Annotated in this window: 13 protein-coding genes and 1 pseudogene; 9 read left to right on the top strand and 5 right to left on the bottom strand. The window is 58.0% G+C overall.

Annotation, left to right across the window (positions count from 1 at the left end; translation table 11 throughout):
* Positions 1-73 precede the first annotated feature (73 nt).
* Positions 74-2,245 (top strand): TonB-dependent receptor plug domain-containing protein, encoded by a 2,172-nt coding sequence (locus H663_RS27320; RefSeq protein ID WP_053170514.1) that lies wholly within the window; start codon positions 74-76, stop codon positions 2,243-2,245.
* Positions 2,246-2,335: 90 nt separating this feature from the next.
* Entirely contained in the window at positions 2,336-3,202 is an 867-nt protein-coding gene (locus tag H663_RS27315; RefSeq protein WP_053171583.1) for an alpha/beta hydrolase, read from the top strand.
* Between the two features lie 93 nt (positions 3,203-3,295).
* On the opposite strand, the gene H663_RS27310 is transcribed toward H663_RS27315, so the two are convergent.
* Positions 3,296-5,080 carry a M61 family metallopeptidase gene (locus tag H663_RS27310; protein WP_053170511.1) on the bottom strand — a complete coding sequence of 595 codons (1,785 nt, stop codon included), beginning with the start codon at positions 5,078-5,080 and terminating at the stop codon, positions 3,296-3,298.
* Positions 5,081-5,128: 48 nt separating this feature from the next.
* The gene (gene mpl / locus H663_RS27305; protein ID WP_053171581.1) at positions 5,129-6,502 is read right to left on the bottom strand and encodes a UDP-N-acetylmuramate:L-alanyl-gamma-D-glutamyl-meso-diaminopimelate ligase; all 1,374 of its coding nucleotides are present in this window, start codon (positions 6,500-6,502) and stop codon (positions 5,129-5,131) included.
* A 61-nt stretch (positions 6,503-6,563) separates the two neighbouring features.
* Between mpl and H663_RS27300 the strand changes: the two genes are divergently transcribed.
* The 7 genes and pseudogenes from H663_RS27300 to H663_RS27275 all read left to right on the top strand — a co-directional run bounded on the left by H663_RS27300 (position 6,564) and on the right by H663_RS27275 (position 11,492).
* Positions 6,564-7,148, top strand: coding sequence for a hypothetical protein (locus H663_RS27300; RefSeq protein ID WP_053170508.1), 585 nt, complete (start codon positions 6,564-6,566; stop codon positions 7,146-7,148).
* 96 nt (positions 7,149-7,244) lie between these two features.
* Positions 7,245-7,706: a TlpA disulfide reductase family protein gene (locus H663_RS27295; RefSeq protein WP_338067168.1), complete on the top strand. Its 462-nt coding sequence runs from the start codon at positions 7,245-7,247 to the stop codon at positions 7,704-7,706.
* A gap of 159 nt (positions 7,707-7,865) precedes the next feature.
* On the top strand, positions 7,866-8,312 hold the full coding sequence (gene accB, locus H663_RS27290) for an acetyl-CoA carboxylase biotin carboxyl carrier protein (RefSeq protein ID WP_053170501.1): 447 nt from the start codon (positions 7,866-7,868) through the stop codon (positions 8,310-8,312).
* A gap of 16 nt (positions 8,313-8,328) precedes the next feature.
* Positions 8,329-9,678, top strand: coding sequence for an acetyl-CoA carboxylase biotin carboxylase subunit (gene accC, locus H663_RS27285; RefSeq protein WP_053170498.1), 1,350 nt, complete (start codon positions 8,329-8,331; stop codon positions 9,676-9,678).
* Positions 9,679-9,691: 13 nt separating this feature from the next.
* On the top strand, positions 9,692-10,582 hold the full coding sequence (prmA, locus tag H663_RS27280; protein ID WP_053170494.1) for a 50S ribosomal protein L11 methyltransferase: 891 nt from the start codon (positions 9,692-9,694) through the stop codon (positions 10,580-10,582).
* Between the two features lie 31 nt (positions 10,583-10,613).
* Positions 10,614-10,715: pseudogene (locus H663_RS42500) on the top strand (zinc-ribbon domain-containing protein); the annotation flags it as partial.
* Positions 10,716-10,877: 162 nt separating this feature from the next.
* The gene (locus tag H663_RS27275) at positions 10,878-11,492 is read left to right on the top strand and encodes a DUF3426 domain-containing protein (protein ID WP_165803874.1); all 615 of its coding nucleotides are present in this window, start codon (positions 10,878-10,880) and stop codon (positions 11,490-11,492) included.
* A gap of 68 nt (positions 11,493-11,560) precedes the next feature.
* Here H663_RS27275 and H663_RS27270 read toward each other — a convergent pair whose 3' ends face one another.
* The 3 genes from H663_RS27270 to H663_RS27260 all read right to left on the bottom strand — a co-directional run bounded on the left by H663_RS27270 (position 11,561) and on the right by H663_RS27260 (position 16,420).
* Complete coding sequence (locus tag H663_RS27270) at positions 11,561-12,091, bottom strand: histone (protein ID WP_083451119.1); 531 nt, start codon at positions 12,089-12,091, stop codon at positions 11,561-11,563.
* 192 nt (positions 12,092-12,283) lie between these two features.
* Positions 12,284-13,405 (bottom strand): ribonucleotide-diphosphate reductase subunit beta, encoded by a 1,122-nt coding sequence (locus H663_RS27265; protein ID WP_053170488.1) that lies wholly within the window; start codon positions 13,403-13,405, stop codon positions 12,284-12,286.
* Between the two features lie 141 nt (positions 13,406-13,546).
* Entirely contained in the window at positions 13,547-16,420 is a 2,874-nt protein-coding gene (locus H663_RS27260; RefSeq protein ID WP_240620443.1) for a ribonucleoside-diphosphate reductase subunit alpha, read from the bottom strand.
* Positions 16,421-16,781: the final 361 nt, after the last annotated feature.

Genomic DNA, 16,781 nt, shown 5'->3' with positions numbered 1-16,781 from the left:
GCACATGCGCCCTTATTTTCTAGCCTCCAATTTTTCTTCCACCGCTCGTGTCGCTCGGCCGACTTGCTGGACGTTGACCCCCATTTCTCGCCTTCTGCTGGCTGCCAGCTGTGGTGTCACAGCCTGGCCAGGATTGGCGCTGGCGCAAAGCGCAACGCCCAGCCCGACCACCGATCTGGGCCGGGTGGAGATCCGCAGTCAACGCAACAACGACAACGAAGCACGCCAAGAGTCCACCGCCTCCAAAATTGTGATTGGGCGTGAAGAAATCGAGAAACAAGGCGATGCCACCTTGGGCGATGTGCTCAAGCGTTTGCCGGGTGTCACTGTGCAAGGTGCGCCGGGTCGAGGCGGTGCGATACGCATGCGCGGTTTGGGTGGCGGCTACACCCAAATTTTGCTGGACGGCGAGCGCATGCCGCCGGGGTTTTCAGTCGACTCCTTGACCCCAGAGCAGGTTGAAAGAATTGAAATTTTGCGTGCTCCGACGGCCGAAACCGGAGCTCGTGCGATTGCTGGCACCATCAACATCGTGCTGCGCGAGGGCAGAAAAGCCACTCCAGACGATTTGAAAATCACCGGCAGCCAAGAGCACGGCCAAGGCTCGAGCATGGTCAATTGGGTTCATCACCTCAAAACCGAGCCCCTGGCAGGCACCTTCACGCTGTCGGCCATGGACAACCACCGTGACGACCAAAGCCTGACCGAGATCGACTCGGACTACCGCGATGATCAAGTTCGTATGTCAGAGACCTCGGGCCGCAGGCAGGGGGTGCATGCCAATGCCCGCTTGCAATGGAAAGGTGAGCAGGGCAAGACCCTGACCTTGACGCCGTTTTTGATTTATTCTGAATACGCCGCTCAAGGGCGCATCGAGGCCCGGCGCTTGACATCACCCGGCATCACCGACACCGCGCTGACCGACAACCACAGCCGCTACGCTGCAGCCCGACTGAACGGTCAATGGGGTCAGCGCTTGTCGGCCGATGACCGTTTGGAAGTGCGTTTTGGTTCAGGCCAGGCCAGGTACAACCAGCACATCACCCAGACGGCTGTCACCAGCACGGGGCTTTTGTCCAATGCCTTGGATGAGCAACGCTTTACCGACCGCAACACCAGCTTGAACGCCAAGTGGACCCGGGTGCTGGACAACGGCCACCAATGGGTCAGTGGCCTGGAGCACGAAGGTGTGCGCCGCGTTGAAGAGGCCAGTGCGGGTGCGGGCGACGAGAGCGGCAACCTCAAGGCCAGCACGGCACGTTGGGCGGCCTACACCCAAGACGAGTTCAAGATCAACGCCAATTGGTCGGCCTATACGGGCATTCGCTACGAAAGCATCCTGACCGAAGGGCGGGTGGGCGAGGACCTCAAACGCAACAAAAGTCAGGTGTGGACACCTTTGCTCCATGCTTTGTGGAAACCCGACCCAACCAAGCGCGACCAGGTGCGCATGAGCCTCACGCGCAGCTACAAAACGCCCACGCTCTACAACATGGTGGCACCGCTGCGTTACTCGCGGGATTATCAGCCGGACGTGTTTCCCAACAACGTGCCCACCCAACCTGATCGTGTGGGCAACCCTGACCTGAAGGCCGAGTTGGCAACCGGCATTGACTTGGGTTTTGAACGCCATCTCGAAGGTGGCGGTGTACTCAGCGCCAATGTGTTCCGTCGCAACATCAGCGATCTGATCCGTTACCAGACCCGTTTGCAGACCGTGTCTTGGTCTACCCAGCAGCGTTGGGTGTCCAGCCCCCAAAACGTGGGCGACGCCGTCACCCAAGGTGTGGAACTGGAAGCCAAGTTCCGCCTGAACCAGGCCTGGGCCGAGGCCTGGCCTGTCGATATCCGCAGCAACATCAGCTTCTTCCGATCCAAGGTCAAAGATGTTCCGGGCCCCGATAACCGTCTGGACCAACAACCCAGCATGACCGCCAACTTAGGGGGCGACTACCGCCTGCGCGGCATGCCTTTGACCTTGGGTGGCAATGTCAACTGGAACCCCGACTACGACACACGGCGCAGCCAAGAGCAGATGTCGTACCAAGGCATCAAGCGCGTGGTGGATGTGTATGGCCAGTGGCGTTTTTCAGCCGCGACCGCTTTGCGGTTGACCGTCAGCAACTTGCTGCCGCGTGACTACGAGACCGCCACCACCTTCAATACCGGCGCTCAGCATGAGACGGCCCGCACCACCGACCGCAATTGGCGCAACGTCCAACTGCGTTTGGAAATGAAAATTTGATCGGTACTGCGGCGTCAAGTTGTCTCAAGTTGTCCAGGACACGGCGCTTGCTTGTGCCAAGATGACGGGTCACTCGAACCGGAGACCAAGATGCCCCTCAAAGACGCCGCCTGGCATGACCGCATGTACAACAACCGTGCCTTGGTGCCGGATTTCGCGGACCACTTTGCACACTGGATAAGCGCCTCGGCCCAGGCCCGACAGGCACTCGCGTGCACACTCGATGTGCCTTATGGGGATGGGCCCAAGGAGACGCTGGACATCTTCCCGGCTGAACAAAAAGATGCGCCTGTGGTGATCTTTATTCACGGCGGCTATTGGCGCAGTCTGGACAAATCAGACCACTCCTTTGTGGTGCCCGCCTTGCGCGAGATGGGGGCTTGCACCGTGGTGCTCAATTACGCCCTGTGCCCAGGTACAGAGGATCAGCCCGTTACCGTGCCCGACATCGCTTTGCAGATGGCTCAGGCGAGCGCCTGGGTCTGGCGAAATATTGCCCAATACGGTGGCAACCGCGACAACATCACCGTCATGGGGCACTCGGCGGGCGGTCATTTGGTGGCCATGTTGCTGGGCTGTGACTGGAAGCGGGTGGGACGCGATTTGCCTGCAGGCCTGGTGCGCAAGGCCTTGTCGATTTCAGGCCTGTTTGATCTGGAGCCCCTGCGCAAAACACCTTTTTTGAATGCTGATTTGTGCTTGACCCCGGCGCATGTGCGCATGGCCAGTCCCGCCAAATGGCTGCGTCCGAGCAAAGGCGTGCTTTTCACCGTGGTCGGGGGCGACGAGAGCCCGGAGTTTTTGCGCCACAACCGTTTGATCCACCAGGCCTGGGGGCCCAAGACGGTGCCCGTCTGCGAAGACCTGCCAGGCCTGAACCATTTCAGCGTGGTCACCGAACTGACCCAAAGCGGCAGCCGCTTGAACGCCTTGGCCCGCGAATTGATCCACCGCTGAGCTGCCCCTTACCGGGGATATGCCGGACTTTGCGACTGCCGGCCGATGGGGCAGGGTCGGTCGGCGGTCAAAGACCGGGGCAAATACGAGCGATCAAACGGCAGGCCAAAGGCCTGCCTTGCGGTCTGCAGGCACGCTCAGTTTCCATTGGCTGGCAAGCGCTGGCACTGTCAGTGGCAGGCGCAGCAGCCGTTTGTCGCGCGACACCAGGGCCACGAGTTGGCGTTCGCGCCCCAGCAGGGCAGGCAGATCGTCCAGTTTGGACAGCCGCCAGCTGTAGCCTAGCGCCTTGCCACCTTTGACAGGGCCCACGTCAAGGCCCAGCCACTCATCCCCCGCGGCAAGTCCCGCCGCTTCAGCGGCGCTGCCGCGCAGCACGGCCTTGATCTGCACGCTGGCTCCGGTCTCGATCACACGAAGTCCCAGGCGTTGCGCCATGGGCGATGTGTCGGCACTGACTTCGATGCCTTGTGCGCTGAGCAGATCGCGCAGCGGCAAGTCGGTGGTGCTGTGGACCCAGGCCTTGATTTCGGGCTGCCAGCTGCGGCCTGTGAGGGCTTGCAGTTCATCCAGCAGGTCTAGTTCACGCATCGGTCCGGCTTTGCAGCGCTTCCACAAGCCGTGCATCACGCTGTCCAGCGTGTGACCTTCGGCCGTGAATTCCTGGCGCAGCGTCAGGTCCAGGCACAGCGCCACCAGAGCGCCTTTGGTGTAGTAACTTACGGTGGCGTTGGGGGTGTTCTCGTCTTGCCGGTAATACTTGACCCAGGCATCAAAGCTCGCTTGCGCCACGGTCTGCACCTGGCGGCCCGGCGTTTGCTGCACTTGGGCGATGGTTTTGCCCAGCAGTTGAATGTAAGTGGCGTCGTCGATCAGCCCTGATCGGCGCAGCAGCAGGTCGTCGTAGTAACTCGTGAATCCTTCAAAGAACCACAGCAGCTGGGTGTAGTTTTCTTGTGTGTAGTCATAGCGGGCAAAGGCGTCGGGGCGCAGTTGCTTGACGTTCCAGGTGTGGAAGTATTCATGGCTGATCAGGCCCAGCAAGGTGGTGTACCCCTCACCCGTGTGCGGGCTGGTCTGGCGCGGCAGATCAGAGCGGTTGCAGATCAGCGCGGTGCTGTTGCGGTGCTCCAGCCCGCCGTAGCCGTCGTGCACGGCGTTGAGCATGAACACGTAATCTTTGTGTGGCGCTTTGCTGGCTGCCTGCTTGCCTTGGCCGTGCCAGAAACGGATGTGTGTTTCGCAAATCTTTTGCGTATCGGCCAACAACCGGTCGCCGTCAAACGAGGGCAGTGCCCCGGCCACCACAAAGCGGTGCGGAATGCCGCAGGCCTTGAAGCTTCCCGACCAGAAGGCCCCCAACTCCACCGGGCTGTCCACGAGGTGGTCATAGTCGGTGGCGGTGTACAGGCCAAAGCCTCGTTTGTCGGTGTTGACGGGCGTCAGGCCCGTGGCCGCTTGCCAGCTGGGTTGGCCTTTGACGGGGTGCAGCTGCAAGTGCTGGAGTTGATGCTCTTGACCGTGGACCCGAAGGCACAGGCTGGTGCCGTTGAAAAAGCCCCGTTGCGTGTCCAGCCAGGCGGTGCGCACCGAGTTGTCAAAGGCATAAACCTCGTAGCTCAGCACCAGGGGCTCGTCCATGCGGCAAGTGATGAGCCAGGTGCATTTGTCCATTTGTTCGATGGGCGCAGTGCGGCGGCCTTGCCGGGCTTGCAGTTTTTGAAGGTTTTTTGAAAACTCCCGAACGAGGTAGCTGCCGGGTATCCAGACGGGCAGCGACACGGTCTGCTGCAGCGCCGGTTCTCGGATGGTCAAGGTGACGCGAAACAGGTGCGCGTGAAGGTCGGCGGCTTCGATGCTGTAGGTGGTGGCGTGCATGGGGCGCGTTCGTTCAAGTCAAAAGGAGAGGGGGGCTCAGCGAGCAGTTCAAGTTTGGCCCAGGGCCGTCAGCAGCTGGGTGTGGATGCCCCCAAAACCGCCATTGCTCATGCACAGCAGATGGTCGCCCGGACGTGCCTGCGCCAGCACTTGCTGGATGACTTCCGGCACGTTGGCACCCACTTGCGCCCGCTCGCCCATAGGGGCGAGTGCTGCGTTGGCGTCCCAGTCAAGGCCCCCCGAATGGCAAAAGGCCAGGTCGGCTTCTTCCAGGCTCCAGGGCAATTGGGCCTTCATGGTGCCCAGCTTCATGGTGTTGCTGCGCGGCTCAAAAATGGCCAGGATGCGCGCATGGGGGCCTATCTGGCGGCGCAGTCCGTTGATGGTGGTGCGGATGGCGGTGGGGTGGTGCGCAAAGTCGTCATACACGGTGATGCCGTTCACGGTGCCGCGCACTTCCATGCGCCGTTTGACGTTTTCAAAGCTGGACAGGGCTTGTGCAGCCACATTCGGGCTGACCCCGATGTGTTCAGATGCGGCGATGGCGGCCAGGGCGTTGAGCTGGTTGTGCACGCCGCCCAGTGTCCACTGCACCTGAGCCACGGTGTGGCCCGCCTGACGGACCTGGAAGCTGGACGGATCGCCCTCGGCCACAAAGTCACTCACGGTCGAGCCGAAGGTGCGCACGTCGCTCCAGCAGCCTTGTGCCAGCACTCGGGTCAGGCTTTCTTCCAGGCCATTGACCACCACGCGGCCCGAGCCGGGGATGGTGCGCACCAGGTGATGGAATTGCCGCTCGATGGCGGCCAGGTTGTCAAAAATGTCAGCGTGGTCGAATTCCAGGTTGTTCAGGATTGCCGTACGCGGCCGGTAATGAACGAACTTGCTGCGCTTGTCGAAGAAGGCGGTGTCGTATTCGTCGGCTTCGATCACAAAATAGCGGCCACCCCCCAGGCGAGCCGAGACGCCAAAGTTCAGGGGGACACCGCCCACCAGAAAGCCAGGCTCCAAACCGGCGTGTTCAAGCACCCAGCTCAGCATGGAGGTGGTGGTGGTCTTGCCATGCGTGCCGGCCACCGCCAGCACATGACGGCCTTGCAGCACATGCTCGGACAGCCACTGCGGGCCGCTGGTGTAGGGCGCTCCGGCTTCGAGAATGGCTTCCATCAGCGGAAATTTCGGCATGCCGTCGGGCAAGCGGGCACGGCTGACCACATTGCCAATCACATACAGATCGGGTTTCAGTGCCATTTGGTCTGCACCAAAACCTTCGATCAAGTCGATGCCCAAGGCCCGCAGTTGCTCACTCATGGGCGGGTAGACCCCGGCGTCACAACCGGTGACCCGGTGGCCGGCTTCGCGTGCCAGTGCTGCCAAACCACCCATGAAGGTCCCACAAATGCCCAGAATATGAATATGCATGCGGGGGATTTTAGGCTCCGAAACCGGGCGAGCCAGGCGTGCACAGGCAGAATCGGCGCTCATGAACGATGTCGCAATTGAAATTGCCGCCACGGCAGCGCGCTGCGTGGTGGAAGAGGGGTTGGCTTTTGGCCCTGCCAAGCACCGCGCCCTGAAAGAGCTGGGCTTGCCGGGGCGCACTGCCTTGCCGTCCAATGAACTTGTTGAGCGCGAGGTACTTGACTACATTGCCCTGTTTTGTGCCGATACCCAGCCCGCTGAATTGAGGGCCCTGCGTGAATTGGCGCGGGTCTGGATGCAGCGGCTGGCGGCATTTCGGCCGCATTTGGGCGGTGCCGTCTGGCAAGGCTGGGCCACGCGGCTGTCGGACGTGGATTTGGCTTTGTTTTGTGATGACACCAAATCAGCCGAAATCGCTTTGATCAACCAGAACCAGCGGTATGAGGTCCAAACGGTGCGCGGTCTGCACGGCGATGACGTGGATGTGCTGAGCGTGCACAGTTTTTGTGAGGCCTTGGGAGAAGACGTTGGCGTGCACTTGCGCATTTATGACCTCGATGACTTGCGCGGGGCCTTGTTGCCCGATTCACAAGGCCGCTCTCCCCGGGGCGATTTGCAGGCGCTGGAACGCTTGTTGGCAGCTTGAATCACAATGGCACCCATGACAGAACAACTGCAAACGCGTTCCAGGCGGCGCTGGATTTTTGGGGCCGGTGCCTTGGCGGCTGCCGGTGGAGCGGCCTTGTCTTGGTGGCGTTTGCAACCGGGCGCGCAAGCACCCGGTGCAGAGCAAGCTCTTTGGTCTCAAAAGTTTGAAACCGTTTCGGGAGAGGTGCTGGACATGGCCGCTTTTCGCGGCAAACCGCTGTTGGTGAACTTTTGGGCGACATGGTGCCCCCCGTGCGTCGAAGAATTACCCCTGATTGATGCCTTTTGGCGTGAACAGCATGCCAACGGCTTTCAAGTTCTGGCATTGGCCATTGATCAACCCAGTGCCGTCAAACGTTTTCTGGCTCGCCAGCCTCTGGGTTTTCCGGTCGGACTCGCAGGTTTGCAGGGCACTGAGTTAGCCAAAGCATTGGGAAACAGTGCTGGTGGTTTGCCATTTAGTGTGTTTTTTAAAGAAGATGGCACCATTTGGCTGCAGAAGCTGGGCCAACTCACGCCAAATGACTTGCTCAAGTGGCACGCAAATCGAACCTGAATCCGTGAGAAGTGACAGCTTGCGCTTTTTGATTTGGCTATTTATTGAATTTGATTTTAAAATTAAATTTTTACTTCAAGATAACGTCGGTTTAGCGGATTTTTAGTGAAAATTGGTGTAAATTCAATCCATTACGTTGGATTACGCAATGGAGGACCTATGGACTTGCGCAAACTCAAAACCCTGATCGACTTGGTATCTGACTCAAACGTCTCCGAACTGGAGATCACCGAAGCTGAAGGCAAGGTGCGCATTGTCAAGAGCATGGGCGTTGCTGCGCCCGTGATCATGCAGCAAGTGGCAGCGCCTGCCGCAGCGGCAGTCCCCGTCGCTGCGGCACCTGTTGCAGAAGTCCCGGTGGCGGCTCCTGCAGGCCATGCTGTCAAATCCCCCATGGTGGGCACTTTTTACCGTTCATCCAGTCCAGGTGCTGCGCCCTTCGTTCAGATTGGCTCGGTCGTCAAGGAAGGTGACACCTTGTGCATCATTGAAGCGATGAAGATCCTCAATGAAATCGTCTCTGACAAGTCGGGTACTGTTTCCAAAATCCTGTGCGAAAACGGTCAAGCGACCGAATACGGCCAGCCCTTGTTCATCATCGAATAAAGCGAACGGGCATTTCATGTTCAAGAAAATCCTGGTGGCTAACCGCGGTGAGATCGCCTTGCGCATCCAGCGTGCATGCCGTGAACTCGGCATCAAGGCCGTGATGGTGTATTCCGAGGCTGACAAAGAAGCCAAATACGTGAAGTTGGCAGAAGAAGCCGTTTGTATCGGCCCTGCAGCGTCACCGCTGAGTTACCTCAACATGCCCGCGATCATCTCGGCTGCTGAAGTGACCGATGCAGAAGCCATTCACCCTGGCTACGGTTTTTTGAGTGAAAACGCTGATTTTGCCGAGCGGGTTGAAAAAAGCGGATTCCAGTTCATCGGCCCGACCCCCGAGTCCATCCGCATCATGGGCGACAAGGTTTCGGCCAAGCAGGCCATGATCCGCGCAGGCGTGCCTTGCGTGCCTGGTTCAGAAGGTGAATTGCCCGATGACCCGGTGCAGATCCGCCGTGTGGCCAAGAGTGTGGGTTACCCAGTGATCATCAAGGCCGCAGGCGGCGGCGGTGGTCGCGGCATGCGCGTGGTGCACACCGAGGCGGCCCTGATCAATGCGGTGCAGATGACCAAGGCTGAAGCCGGTGCGGCTTTCGGCAATCCCGCGGTCTACATGGAAAAATTCCTGCAGAACCCGCGCCACATTGAAATCCAGATACTGGCCGACAAGCACAAAAACGTGGTTTACCTGGGCGAGCGCGACTGCTCCATGCAGCGGCGTCACCAAAAGGTGATTGAAGAGGCTCCGGCCCCGGGCATTCCCCGCAAGCTGATTGAGAAAATCGGCGAGCGTTGCGTGGCCGCCTGCAAGAAGATTGCTTACCGCGGTGCGGGCACCTTCGAATTCCTGTATGAAAACGGCGAGTTCTATTTCATTGAAATGAACACCCGCGTGCAGGTGGAGCACCCGGTGACCGAATGGATCACGGGTGTGGACATCGTGAAAACCCAGATCATGGTGGCAGCCGGTGAAAAGCTGCCCTTCACGCAACGCGACATCCAGATTCGGGGCCATGCCATCGAGTGCCGTGTGAATGCTGAAGACGCCTTCAAGTTCACCCCTTCTCCTGGCCGCATCACCTCCTGGCACATGCCAGGTGGCCCGGGTGTGCGGGTTGATTCGCACGCCTACAACAACTACTTTGTGCCGCCCAACTACGATTCGATGATCGGCAAGATCATTGTGCATGGCGATACGCGTGAACAAGCCCTGGCCCGCATGCAGACGGCCTTGGCCGAAACCGTGATCGAAGGCATCAGCACCAACATCCCGCTGCACCGCGAGCTGATGGTGGACGCCAAGTTCATGTCCGGGGGCACCAACATCCATTACCTGGAACACTGGCTCAGCCAGCACAAGCGCTGAGACGGGATGACGCATGTTTGAACTGAGTTTGTTGTGCCCGGAGGAACGGGTCGATGTCCTGAGCGACGCGCTCGATGCATTGGATGCCTTGAGCGTGTCGGTTGAAGACGCCGATGCCCAGACCCCTGCAGAGCAGGCTTTGTTTGGTGAGCCCGGCATGCCACCCCCCAAGGATGGCTGGCAGCGTTCGCGCATGGTGGCCTTGTTTGCTCAAGAAGCTGCGGCCAAAGAGGCGGCAGATTTATTGCAGGCACAAGACTTCTTTGACGGTTGCAAAGTGCTGGGGATTGAGGCCGTCGCGGATCAGGATTGGGTGCGATTGACACAATCTCAGTTTGCCCCTGTGGAGGTGACGCCTGATTTCTGGATCGTACCCACCTGGCATGAGCCACCGGCTCAAGCCCGCCAGATCATTCGTTTGGACCCTGGGCTGGCGTTTGGCACGGGCACGCACCCGACCACACGCATGTGCCTGCGCTGGATTGCGCAACAGGGCCTGGCGGGTCAGCATGTTCTTGATTACGGATGTGGTTCGGGCATTCTGGCCATTGGCGCTGCCAAATATGGTGCCACCCGCATTGATGCGGTGGACATCGATGAGGCAGCTGTCACCTCGACCCGCTTGAATGCCCAGGCCAACCATGTTGATTTGGTGGCAGGCATGCCTGAGCTGGCTCAAGGCCACTACCAAACCGTGTTGGCCAATATTCTGGCAACACCTCTGAAGGTGCTGGCACCTTTGCTGTGTGCGCATGTGGCACCTGGTGGGGCGTTGGTGCTGGCGGGCATTCTGGAGCGACAAGCCCAGGAACTTCAGGATGCTTATGCGCCATGGGTGCAACTGCAAGTGGCTGATTCTGAAGATGGATGGATCTTGATGACCGCCCAGTCTGCGCCAGCTTGAGCATTGCTGCGGACTCTGACTAAAATCGGGCATGAATTGGATCACCCGCTGCCCAGAGTGCCTCACGGTTTATCAGGTATTGCCCGATCAACTCAAGCAAGCCAAAGGCTGGTTGAGGTGCGGCCATTGTTCACACATCTTTGACAGCACCGGTCGTGTGTTGTCTTGGCAAGGGGGCGTTGACAGTCTCCCTGTGGTGCGTCCGACACCAGAAGTGGCATTGTCAGTTACGACTTCCAAGCCAACTTTTCAATCTGCAACCATCCAAACCCCCGAGCTCAAAAATGACCCGGTTATGACGGCTTCTGCAGTCGTTGCCCCCTTGGATACGGGTCTGCGCACAGACACTGAAAACTCAGATGAACCCATTGCGCCACCTTCGGACGTTGCTGAGCACTTGTTCAACCCTCTGGCGGTGTCCGAGTCGCGGGGCGAACAGCCCATCGTTGTGCCTGTTCAACGTGGTCCATGGCGAGCCTTATCGCTGAGCCTGGCCTTGATTTTGTGCCTACAGCTGGTGTGGATTCAACGTGATGCGCTGGCTGCACAGTTTCCCTTGCTTGCGCAGTCATTTCAGTCGGTCTGTCAGCTCACCGGTTGCGAGTCGGCAGTGCTGCGAAATCCAGACGCGATGGTCATAGACAGCTCGAGCTTCGTGAAGCAAAAAGATGGTTTTGTCCTGCATTGGACCGTGCGCAACAGCTCCCATCAAACCTTGGGTATGACCGCTCTGGAGTTGAGCTTGAAAGATGGGCAAGACAGCGATCTGGTTCGAAAAGTGTTGTTGCCCAAGGACATGGAGGCACCTTCAACAATTGCCGCCGGACAGACTTGGTCAGGCATGCTGATTTTGGGTGTCAGTGACAATTTGCCTGTGGTGGGGTACCGTGTGCTGAGCTTCTACCCCTGAAATGGCCATAAAAAAACCCGGCACGTTTGACCGTGTCGGGTTTTCAGTGCTGTTGCTTGACAGCTGAATCAGGGCTTGGCAGCCGATGGAAACGGCCAGGCAGCTTGAGGATTCAGAGTGGTTTGTGCAGCAGGGGCAGCGGGTGCTTTGGCGGCCTTCTTCGCAGCAGGCTTCTTCGCAGCTTTTTTCACAACGGCCTTTTTGGCGGCTGGCTTTTTGGCAGCAGCTTTTTTGGCGGTGGCTTTTTTGGCTGGCGCAGCGGCTTTTGCGGGAGCAGCTTTTTTGGCAGCTGGCTTTTTGGCCGCTACTTTTTTGGCTGCTGCTTGCTTGGCCGGAGCTGCTTTTTTCGCTGGAGCAGCTTTTTTCGCGGTGGCTACTTTTTTGGCTGGAGCAGCTTTCTTTGCGGGAGCAGCTTTTTTGGCTGCAGGCTTTTTGGCGACAGCAGCTTTTTTAGCTGGAGCAGCCTTTTTCGCCGGAGCAGCTTTCTTAGCGGCTGGTTTCTTGGCTGCGGCTACTTTTTTAGCGGGTGCAGCTTTGGCCGGAGCGGCCTTCTTCGCGGGGGCAGCTTTTTTTGCTGCTGCTTTTTTTGCAGTTGCCATGATTTTCTCCTTGATCAAGTTGAGAACTCAACGGAAAGGTAACGCTTGGTGCGTGTTGGAGCGCACAAAGCGATCCATGGTGTTGAGGAATTCCTCAGCACCATGAACGCGGGAAAGCCACACTGCACAACGCCGTGAGGCGCTGGGGAGTGTGGCTTGAATAAGGGAGTCATTTGGGGGGTGTTCAGAAGTTCAGTCCCAAGACAAGGCTCCACCAGATTGGTATTCAATGACCCGGGTCTCAAAGAAATTGCGTTCTTTTTTCAGGTCAATCATCTCGCTCATCCACGGGAAGGGGTTTTCCTCGTTCGGGAAAAGCGCTTCCAGGCCAATTTGCGTGGCGCGGCGATTGGCGATGTAGCGCAAATAACCTTTGAACATCGAAGCGTTCATGCCCAGCACACCGCGAGGCATGGTGTCTTCGGCATAGCGGTATTCAAGTTCAACAGCTTTAAGGAACAAGGCTTTGATTTCGGCTTTGAATTCCGCAGTCCACAGCTGGGGATTTTCCAGCTTCACGGTGTTGATCAGGTCAATGCCGAAGTTGCAGTGCATGGACTCATCGCGCAGGATGTACTGGTACTGCTCAGCGGCCCCGGTCATCTTGTTCTGGCGGCCCAAAGCCAGAATTTGTGTGAAGCCCACGTAGAAGAACAGGCCTTCCATGAGACACGCAAACACGATCAGCGACTTGAGCAGGGTCTGGTCGTTTTCCAGCGTGCCAGTCTTGAATTCAGGGTCCATGATCGCACTGATGAAGGGGATCAGGAACTCGTCCTTGTCGCGGATGGATTTGACTTCGTTGTAAGCGTTGAAGATTTCGCTCTCATCAAGCCCAAGCGATTCCACGATGTATTGGTAGGCGTGTGTGTGGATCGCTTCTTCAAAAGCTTGTCGCAGCAGAAACTGGCGGCATTCGGGGGCTGTGATGTGGCGGTAAGTGCCCAACACAATGTTGTTGGCGGCCAGCGAATCAGCGGTCACGAAGAAGCCGAGATTGCGCTTGACGATGCGGCGCTCGTCTTCGGTCAGACCGTTGGGATCTTTCCACAAGGCGATGTCGCGGTTCATGTTCACTTCCTGCGGCATCCAGTGATTGGCACAGGTAGCGAGGTATTTTTCCCAAGCCCATTTGTATTTGAAGGGCACCAACTGGTTGACGTCAGTTTGGCCGTTGATGATGCGCTTGTCAGCGGCATTCATGCGGCGAGGGCTTGCAGATGCAGCAGCAGGTGCTGCAAATGCATCAGCACCAGATGAAGCGGGCATTGCGGGTTGCAATGCGGGTTTGACTTGTTCGTCCCAGGACAGCATAAAAATTTCCAGTGTTCAAATTATGAAAGCATGCACACGAAATGCAAAGCAGTGATTGACGTTATGCCTGTGCACGGTTGAGAAGTGTTGTTCAATTGCATCGCACAGAGTCTGATCGACACAGTGCGATGTCTTGATCAATCACTGACAAGCTTCGCAACCAGGATCGTCGATGGCGCAGAACTTGATGTCGGTCGCAGGTGTGGCATTCATTTGTGCTTGAGCTGCAGCGGCTGCTGCTTCCAGAGCGCTCATGCCAGCCGAAGGTGCACCTGACGAAACAGCATTGTGCGAGCCCGCTTGCACCGTGGATTTTTCTGCTTGTGTGGCGCTCGATGTGCGCAGGTAGTAAGTGGTTTTGAGGCCACGCAACCAGGCCAGCTTGTAGGTGTCATCGAGCTTCTTGCCCGAAGCTCCGGCCATGTAGATGTTGAGCGACTGTGCCTGATCAATCCATTTCTGGCGACGTGCAGCGGCTTCCACCAACCAGGTCGTTTCCACTTCAAATGCGGTGGCATACAGCGACTTGATCTCTTGGGGCACGCGGTCGATGGGGCGCAGCGAGCCATCGAAGTGCTTCAGGTCCATGACCATCACATCGTCCCACAGGCCCAGGCGCTTCAAGTCGCGCACCAGATAGCTGTTGATGACGGTGAATTCACCCGACAGGTTGGACTTGACCGAGAGGTTGCCAAAGCAAGGCTCGATGGAGGCGTCCACGCCGATGATGTTGGAGATGGTGGCAGTCGGTGCAATGGCCACGCAGTTGGAGTTGCGCATGCCGTCTGTTGCAATTTTCTTGCGCAGTGCGTCCCAGTCCAAGGTGGAAGAACGGTCCACTTCGACATAGCCACCGCGTTCGCGCGCCAGCAGGTCGAGCGTGTCCAGCGGCAAGATACCTTGTTCCCACAAGGATCCTTTGTAGCTGGAGTATTGGCCGCGTTCCTGGGCCAGTTCGGTGGACGCCCAGTAGGCGAAGTAGCAGATCGCTTCCATGGATTGGTCTGCAAATTCCACAGCTGCTTGCGAAGCGTAAGGAATGCGCATTTCATACAAGGCATCCTGAAAGCCCATCAGGCCCAAGCCCACAGGACGGTGACGCAGGTTGGAGTCACGGGCTTTCTTGACGGCGTAATAGTTGATGTCGATCACGTTGTCGAGCATGCGCATCGCTGTCGAGATGGTTTGACGCAGTTTGTCTTGGTCAATGACTTTGCCGTTGGGGCCATCTTTCAGGTGTTTGGACAAGTTGACCGAACCCAGATTGCACACCGCTGTTTCGGTGTCGCTGGTGTTGAGTGTGATCTCGGTGCACAGGTTGGACGAGTGCACCACACCGGCGTGCTGCTGGGGCGAACGCACATTGCAAGGGTCCTTGAAGGTAATCCAGGGGTGGCCGGTTTCAAACAGCATGGACAGCATCTTGCGCCACAGGTCGTTGGCAGACACCTTTTTGCTCGGCTTGAGTTCGCCGCGTTCGGCTTTTTGTTCGTAGGCGACGTAAGCTTTTTCAAAAGCGGCACCGAACAGATCGTGCAGGTCGGGGCAGTCGGAAGGCGAGAACAAGGTCCAGTCGCCTTTTTCCATCACGCGGCGCATGAACAGGTCTGGAATCCAGTTGGCCGTGTTCATGTCGTGCGTGCGACGGCGGTCGTCGCCGGTGTTCTTGCGCAGCTCTAGGAATTCCTCGATGTCCAGGTGCCAGGTTTCCAGGTAGGTGCAGACAGCGCCCTTGCGTTTGCCGCCCTGGTTGACCGCCACGGCGGTGTCGTTGACAACTTTGAGGAAGGGCACCACGCCTTGCGATTCACCATTCGTGCCCTTGATGTGCGAGCCCATGGCGCGCACGCGGGTCCAGTCGTTGCCCAGGCCGCCCGCAAATTTGGACAGCAAGGCATTTTCCTTGATCGATTCGTAGATGCCGTCCAGGTCGTCAGGCACGGTGGTCAGGTAGCAGCTCGACAGTTGCGAACGCAAGGTGCCGCTGTTGAACAGCGTGGGGGTGGACGACATGAAGTCGAATGAAGACAGGATTTCGTAGAACTCGATGGCGCGGGCTTCGCGATCAGTCTCATTGAGCGACAGGCCCATGGCCACGCGCATGAAGAAAGCCTGAGGCATTTCGATACGGGTCTTGCGCACATGCAGGAAATAGCGGTCGTACAGGGTCTGCAGGCCCAGGTAGTCGAACTGCATGTCACGCTCGGGCTTGAGGGCTGCGGACAGTCGCTTCAAGTCAAACTGCAAAAGCTTTTCGTCGAGCAGGTCGTTGTCCACGCCCTTCTTGATGAATTGGGGGAAGTAGTCGATGTAGGCCTCAGGCATCTGGTCTTGCGTCACTTCCTTGCCCAGAATTTCCTTGGCAATGGTGTGCATCAGCAAGCGGGCGGTGACGTAGGTGTAGTCCGGGTCTTTTTCGATCAAGGTGCGGGCCGCCAGGATGGAGGCTTTGTACACCTCTTCCATGGGCACGCCGTCGTACAGGTTGCGCAAGGTTTCGGCCACGATGGGCTCGGCGCTCACGTCCTTGCCCAGACCCTGGCAGGCATTGATCATGATGCCTTTGAGGTAATCGAGGTTCAGTGCGACGCGCTGGCCGCCATCGAGCACATGCAAGGTGGGCTCCTGGGGGGCTGCGGCCACTTGCTGCTGCGCACGGTCCTGGTTGCGGCGTTCACGGTAGAGCACATAAGCGCGGGCCACTTCGTGGTTGCTGCTGCGCATCAGGCCCAGTTCGACCTGGTCCTGCACGTCTTCGATATGGAATGTGCCACCACCTGGGCGCGAGCGCATCAAGGCGCGCACCACATTTTTGGTCAGGTCTTCCACCACTTCGCGCACGCTGGCAGACGCTGCGCCTTGCGTGCCATGAACGGCCAGAAAGGCCTTCATCAAAGCCACGGCAATTTTATTGGGCTCAAACGGAACCACGGCACCATTGCGGCGAATGATCTGGTAGTTGGCCAAAGCATGGTTGCTGGATGCGTGGGCAGTGTCAGATTCGGGTGTATTCATCAAGCCGGTGGACGAGGTGGGAATGGTCGTGTTGGTTTGCATGGTCATGGGCTTCAGTAAAAGGGTGGGGGTGTCTCATTCAGTGGCAGCTGGAGAGAGTGAATTATCATTTTTATTGGTTTGTGTCAGACACTATATATGGTGTCTGGGAGTTATTCAAGCCACTATAGGTAGTGTACCGGGGCAATTGCGTGGTCTTGGTGAGTGGCTCGGAAAAAAATCAAACCACTCAAGTCGGTGGAGGCTTTTCAGTCGGTGAAACCACATGCCAGATAGGCCCATAAAACATGCGCTTTTTGTTGCAGGGCGTAAGCCTGGAGTGGTTTTGAAGGGGTTTTCATCGGCAAAGCCTTGCAAGCAA

It is taken from the genome of Limnohabitans planktonicus II-D5 (genome assembly GCF_001270065.2).
In the GTDB taxonomy this organism is placed as follows: domain Bacteria; phylum Pseudomonadota; class Gammaproteobacteria; order Burkholderiales; family Burkholderiaceae_C; genus Limnohabitans_A; species Limnohabitans_A planktonicus.
This window is presented reverse-complemented; position numbering and strand designations above follow the sequence as displayed.

Excerpts from the sequence above, each read along its gene's own strand:
- H663_RS27315 (WP_053171583.1), top strand. The coding sequence starts at position 2,336 with ATGCCCCTCAAAGACGCCGCCTGGCATGACCGCATGTACAACAACCGT.
- H663_RS27310 (WP_053170511.1), bottom strand. The coding sequence starts at position 5,080 with ATGCACGCCACCACCTACAGCATCGAAGCCGCCGACCTTCACGCGCAC.
- mpl (WP_053171581.1), bottom strand. The coding sequence starts at position 6,502 with ATGCATATTCATATTCTGGGCATTTGTGGGACCTTCATGGGTGGTTTG.
- H663_RS27300 (WP_053170508.1), top strand. The coding sequence starts at position 6,564 with ATGAACGATGTCGCAATTGAAATTGCCGCCACGGCAGCGCGCTGCGTG.
- accB (WP_053170501.1), top strand. The coding sequence starts at position 7,866 with ATGGACTTGCGCAAACTCAAAACCCTGATCGACTTGGTATCTGACTCA.
- accC (WP_053170498.1), top strand. The coding sequence starts at position 8,329 with ATGTTCAAGAAAATCCTGGTGGCTAACCGCGGTGAGATCGCCTTGCGC.
- prmA (WP_053170494.1), top strand. The coding sequence starts at position 9,692 with ATGTTTGAACTGAGTTTGTTGTGCCCGGAGGAACGGGTCGATGTCCTG.
- H663_RS27275 (WP_165803874.1), top strand. The coding sequence starts at position 10,878 with ATGACGGCTTCTGCAGTCGTTGCCCCCTTGGATACGGGTCTGCGCACA.
- H663_RS27270 (WP_083451119.1), bottom strand. The coding sequence starts at position 12,091 with ATGGCAACTGCAAAAAAAGCAGCAGCAAAAAAAGCTGCCCCCGCGAAG.
- H663_RS27265 (WP_053170488.1), bottom strand. The coding sequence starts at position 13,405 with ATGCTGTCCTGGGACGAACAAGTCAAACCCGCATTGCAACCCGCAATG.
- H663_RS27260 (WP_240620443.1), bottom strand. The coding sequence starts at position 16,420 with ATGAATACACCCGAATCTGACACTGCCCACGCATCCAGCAACCATGCT.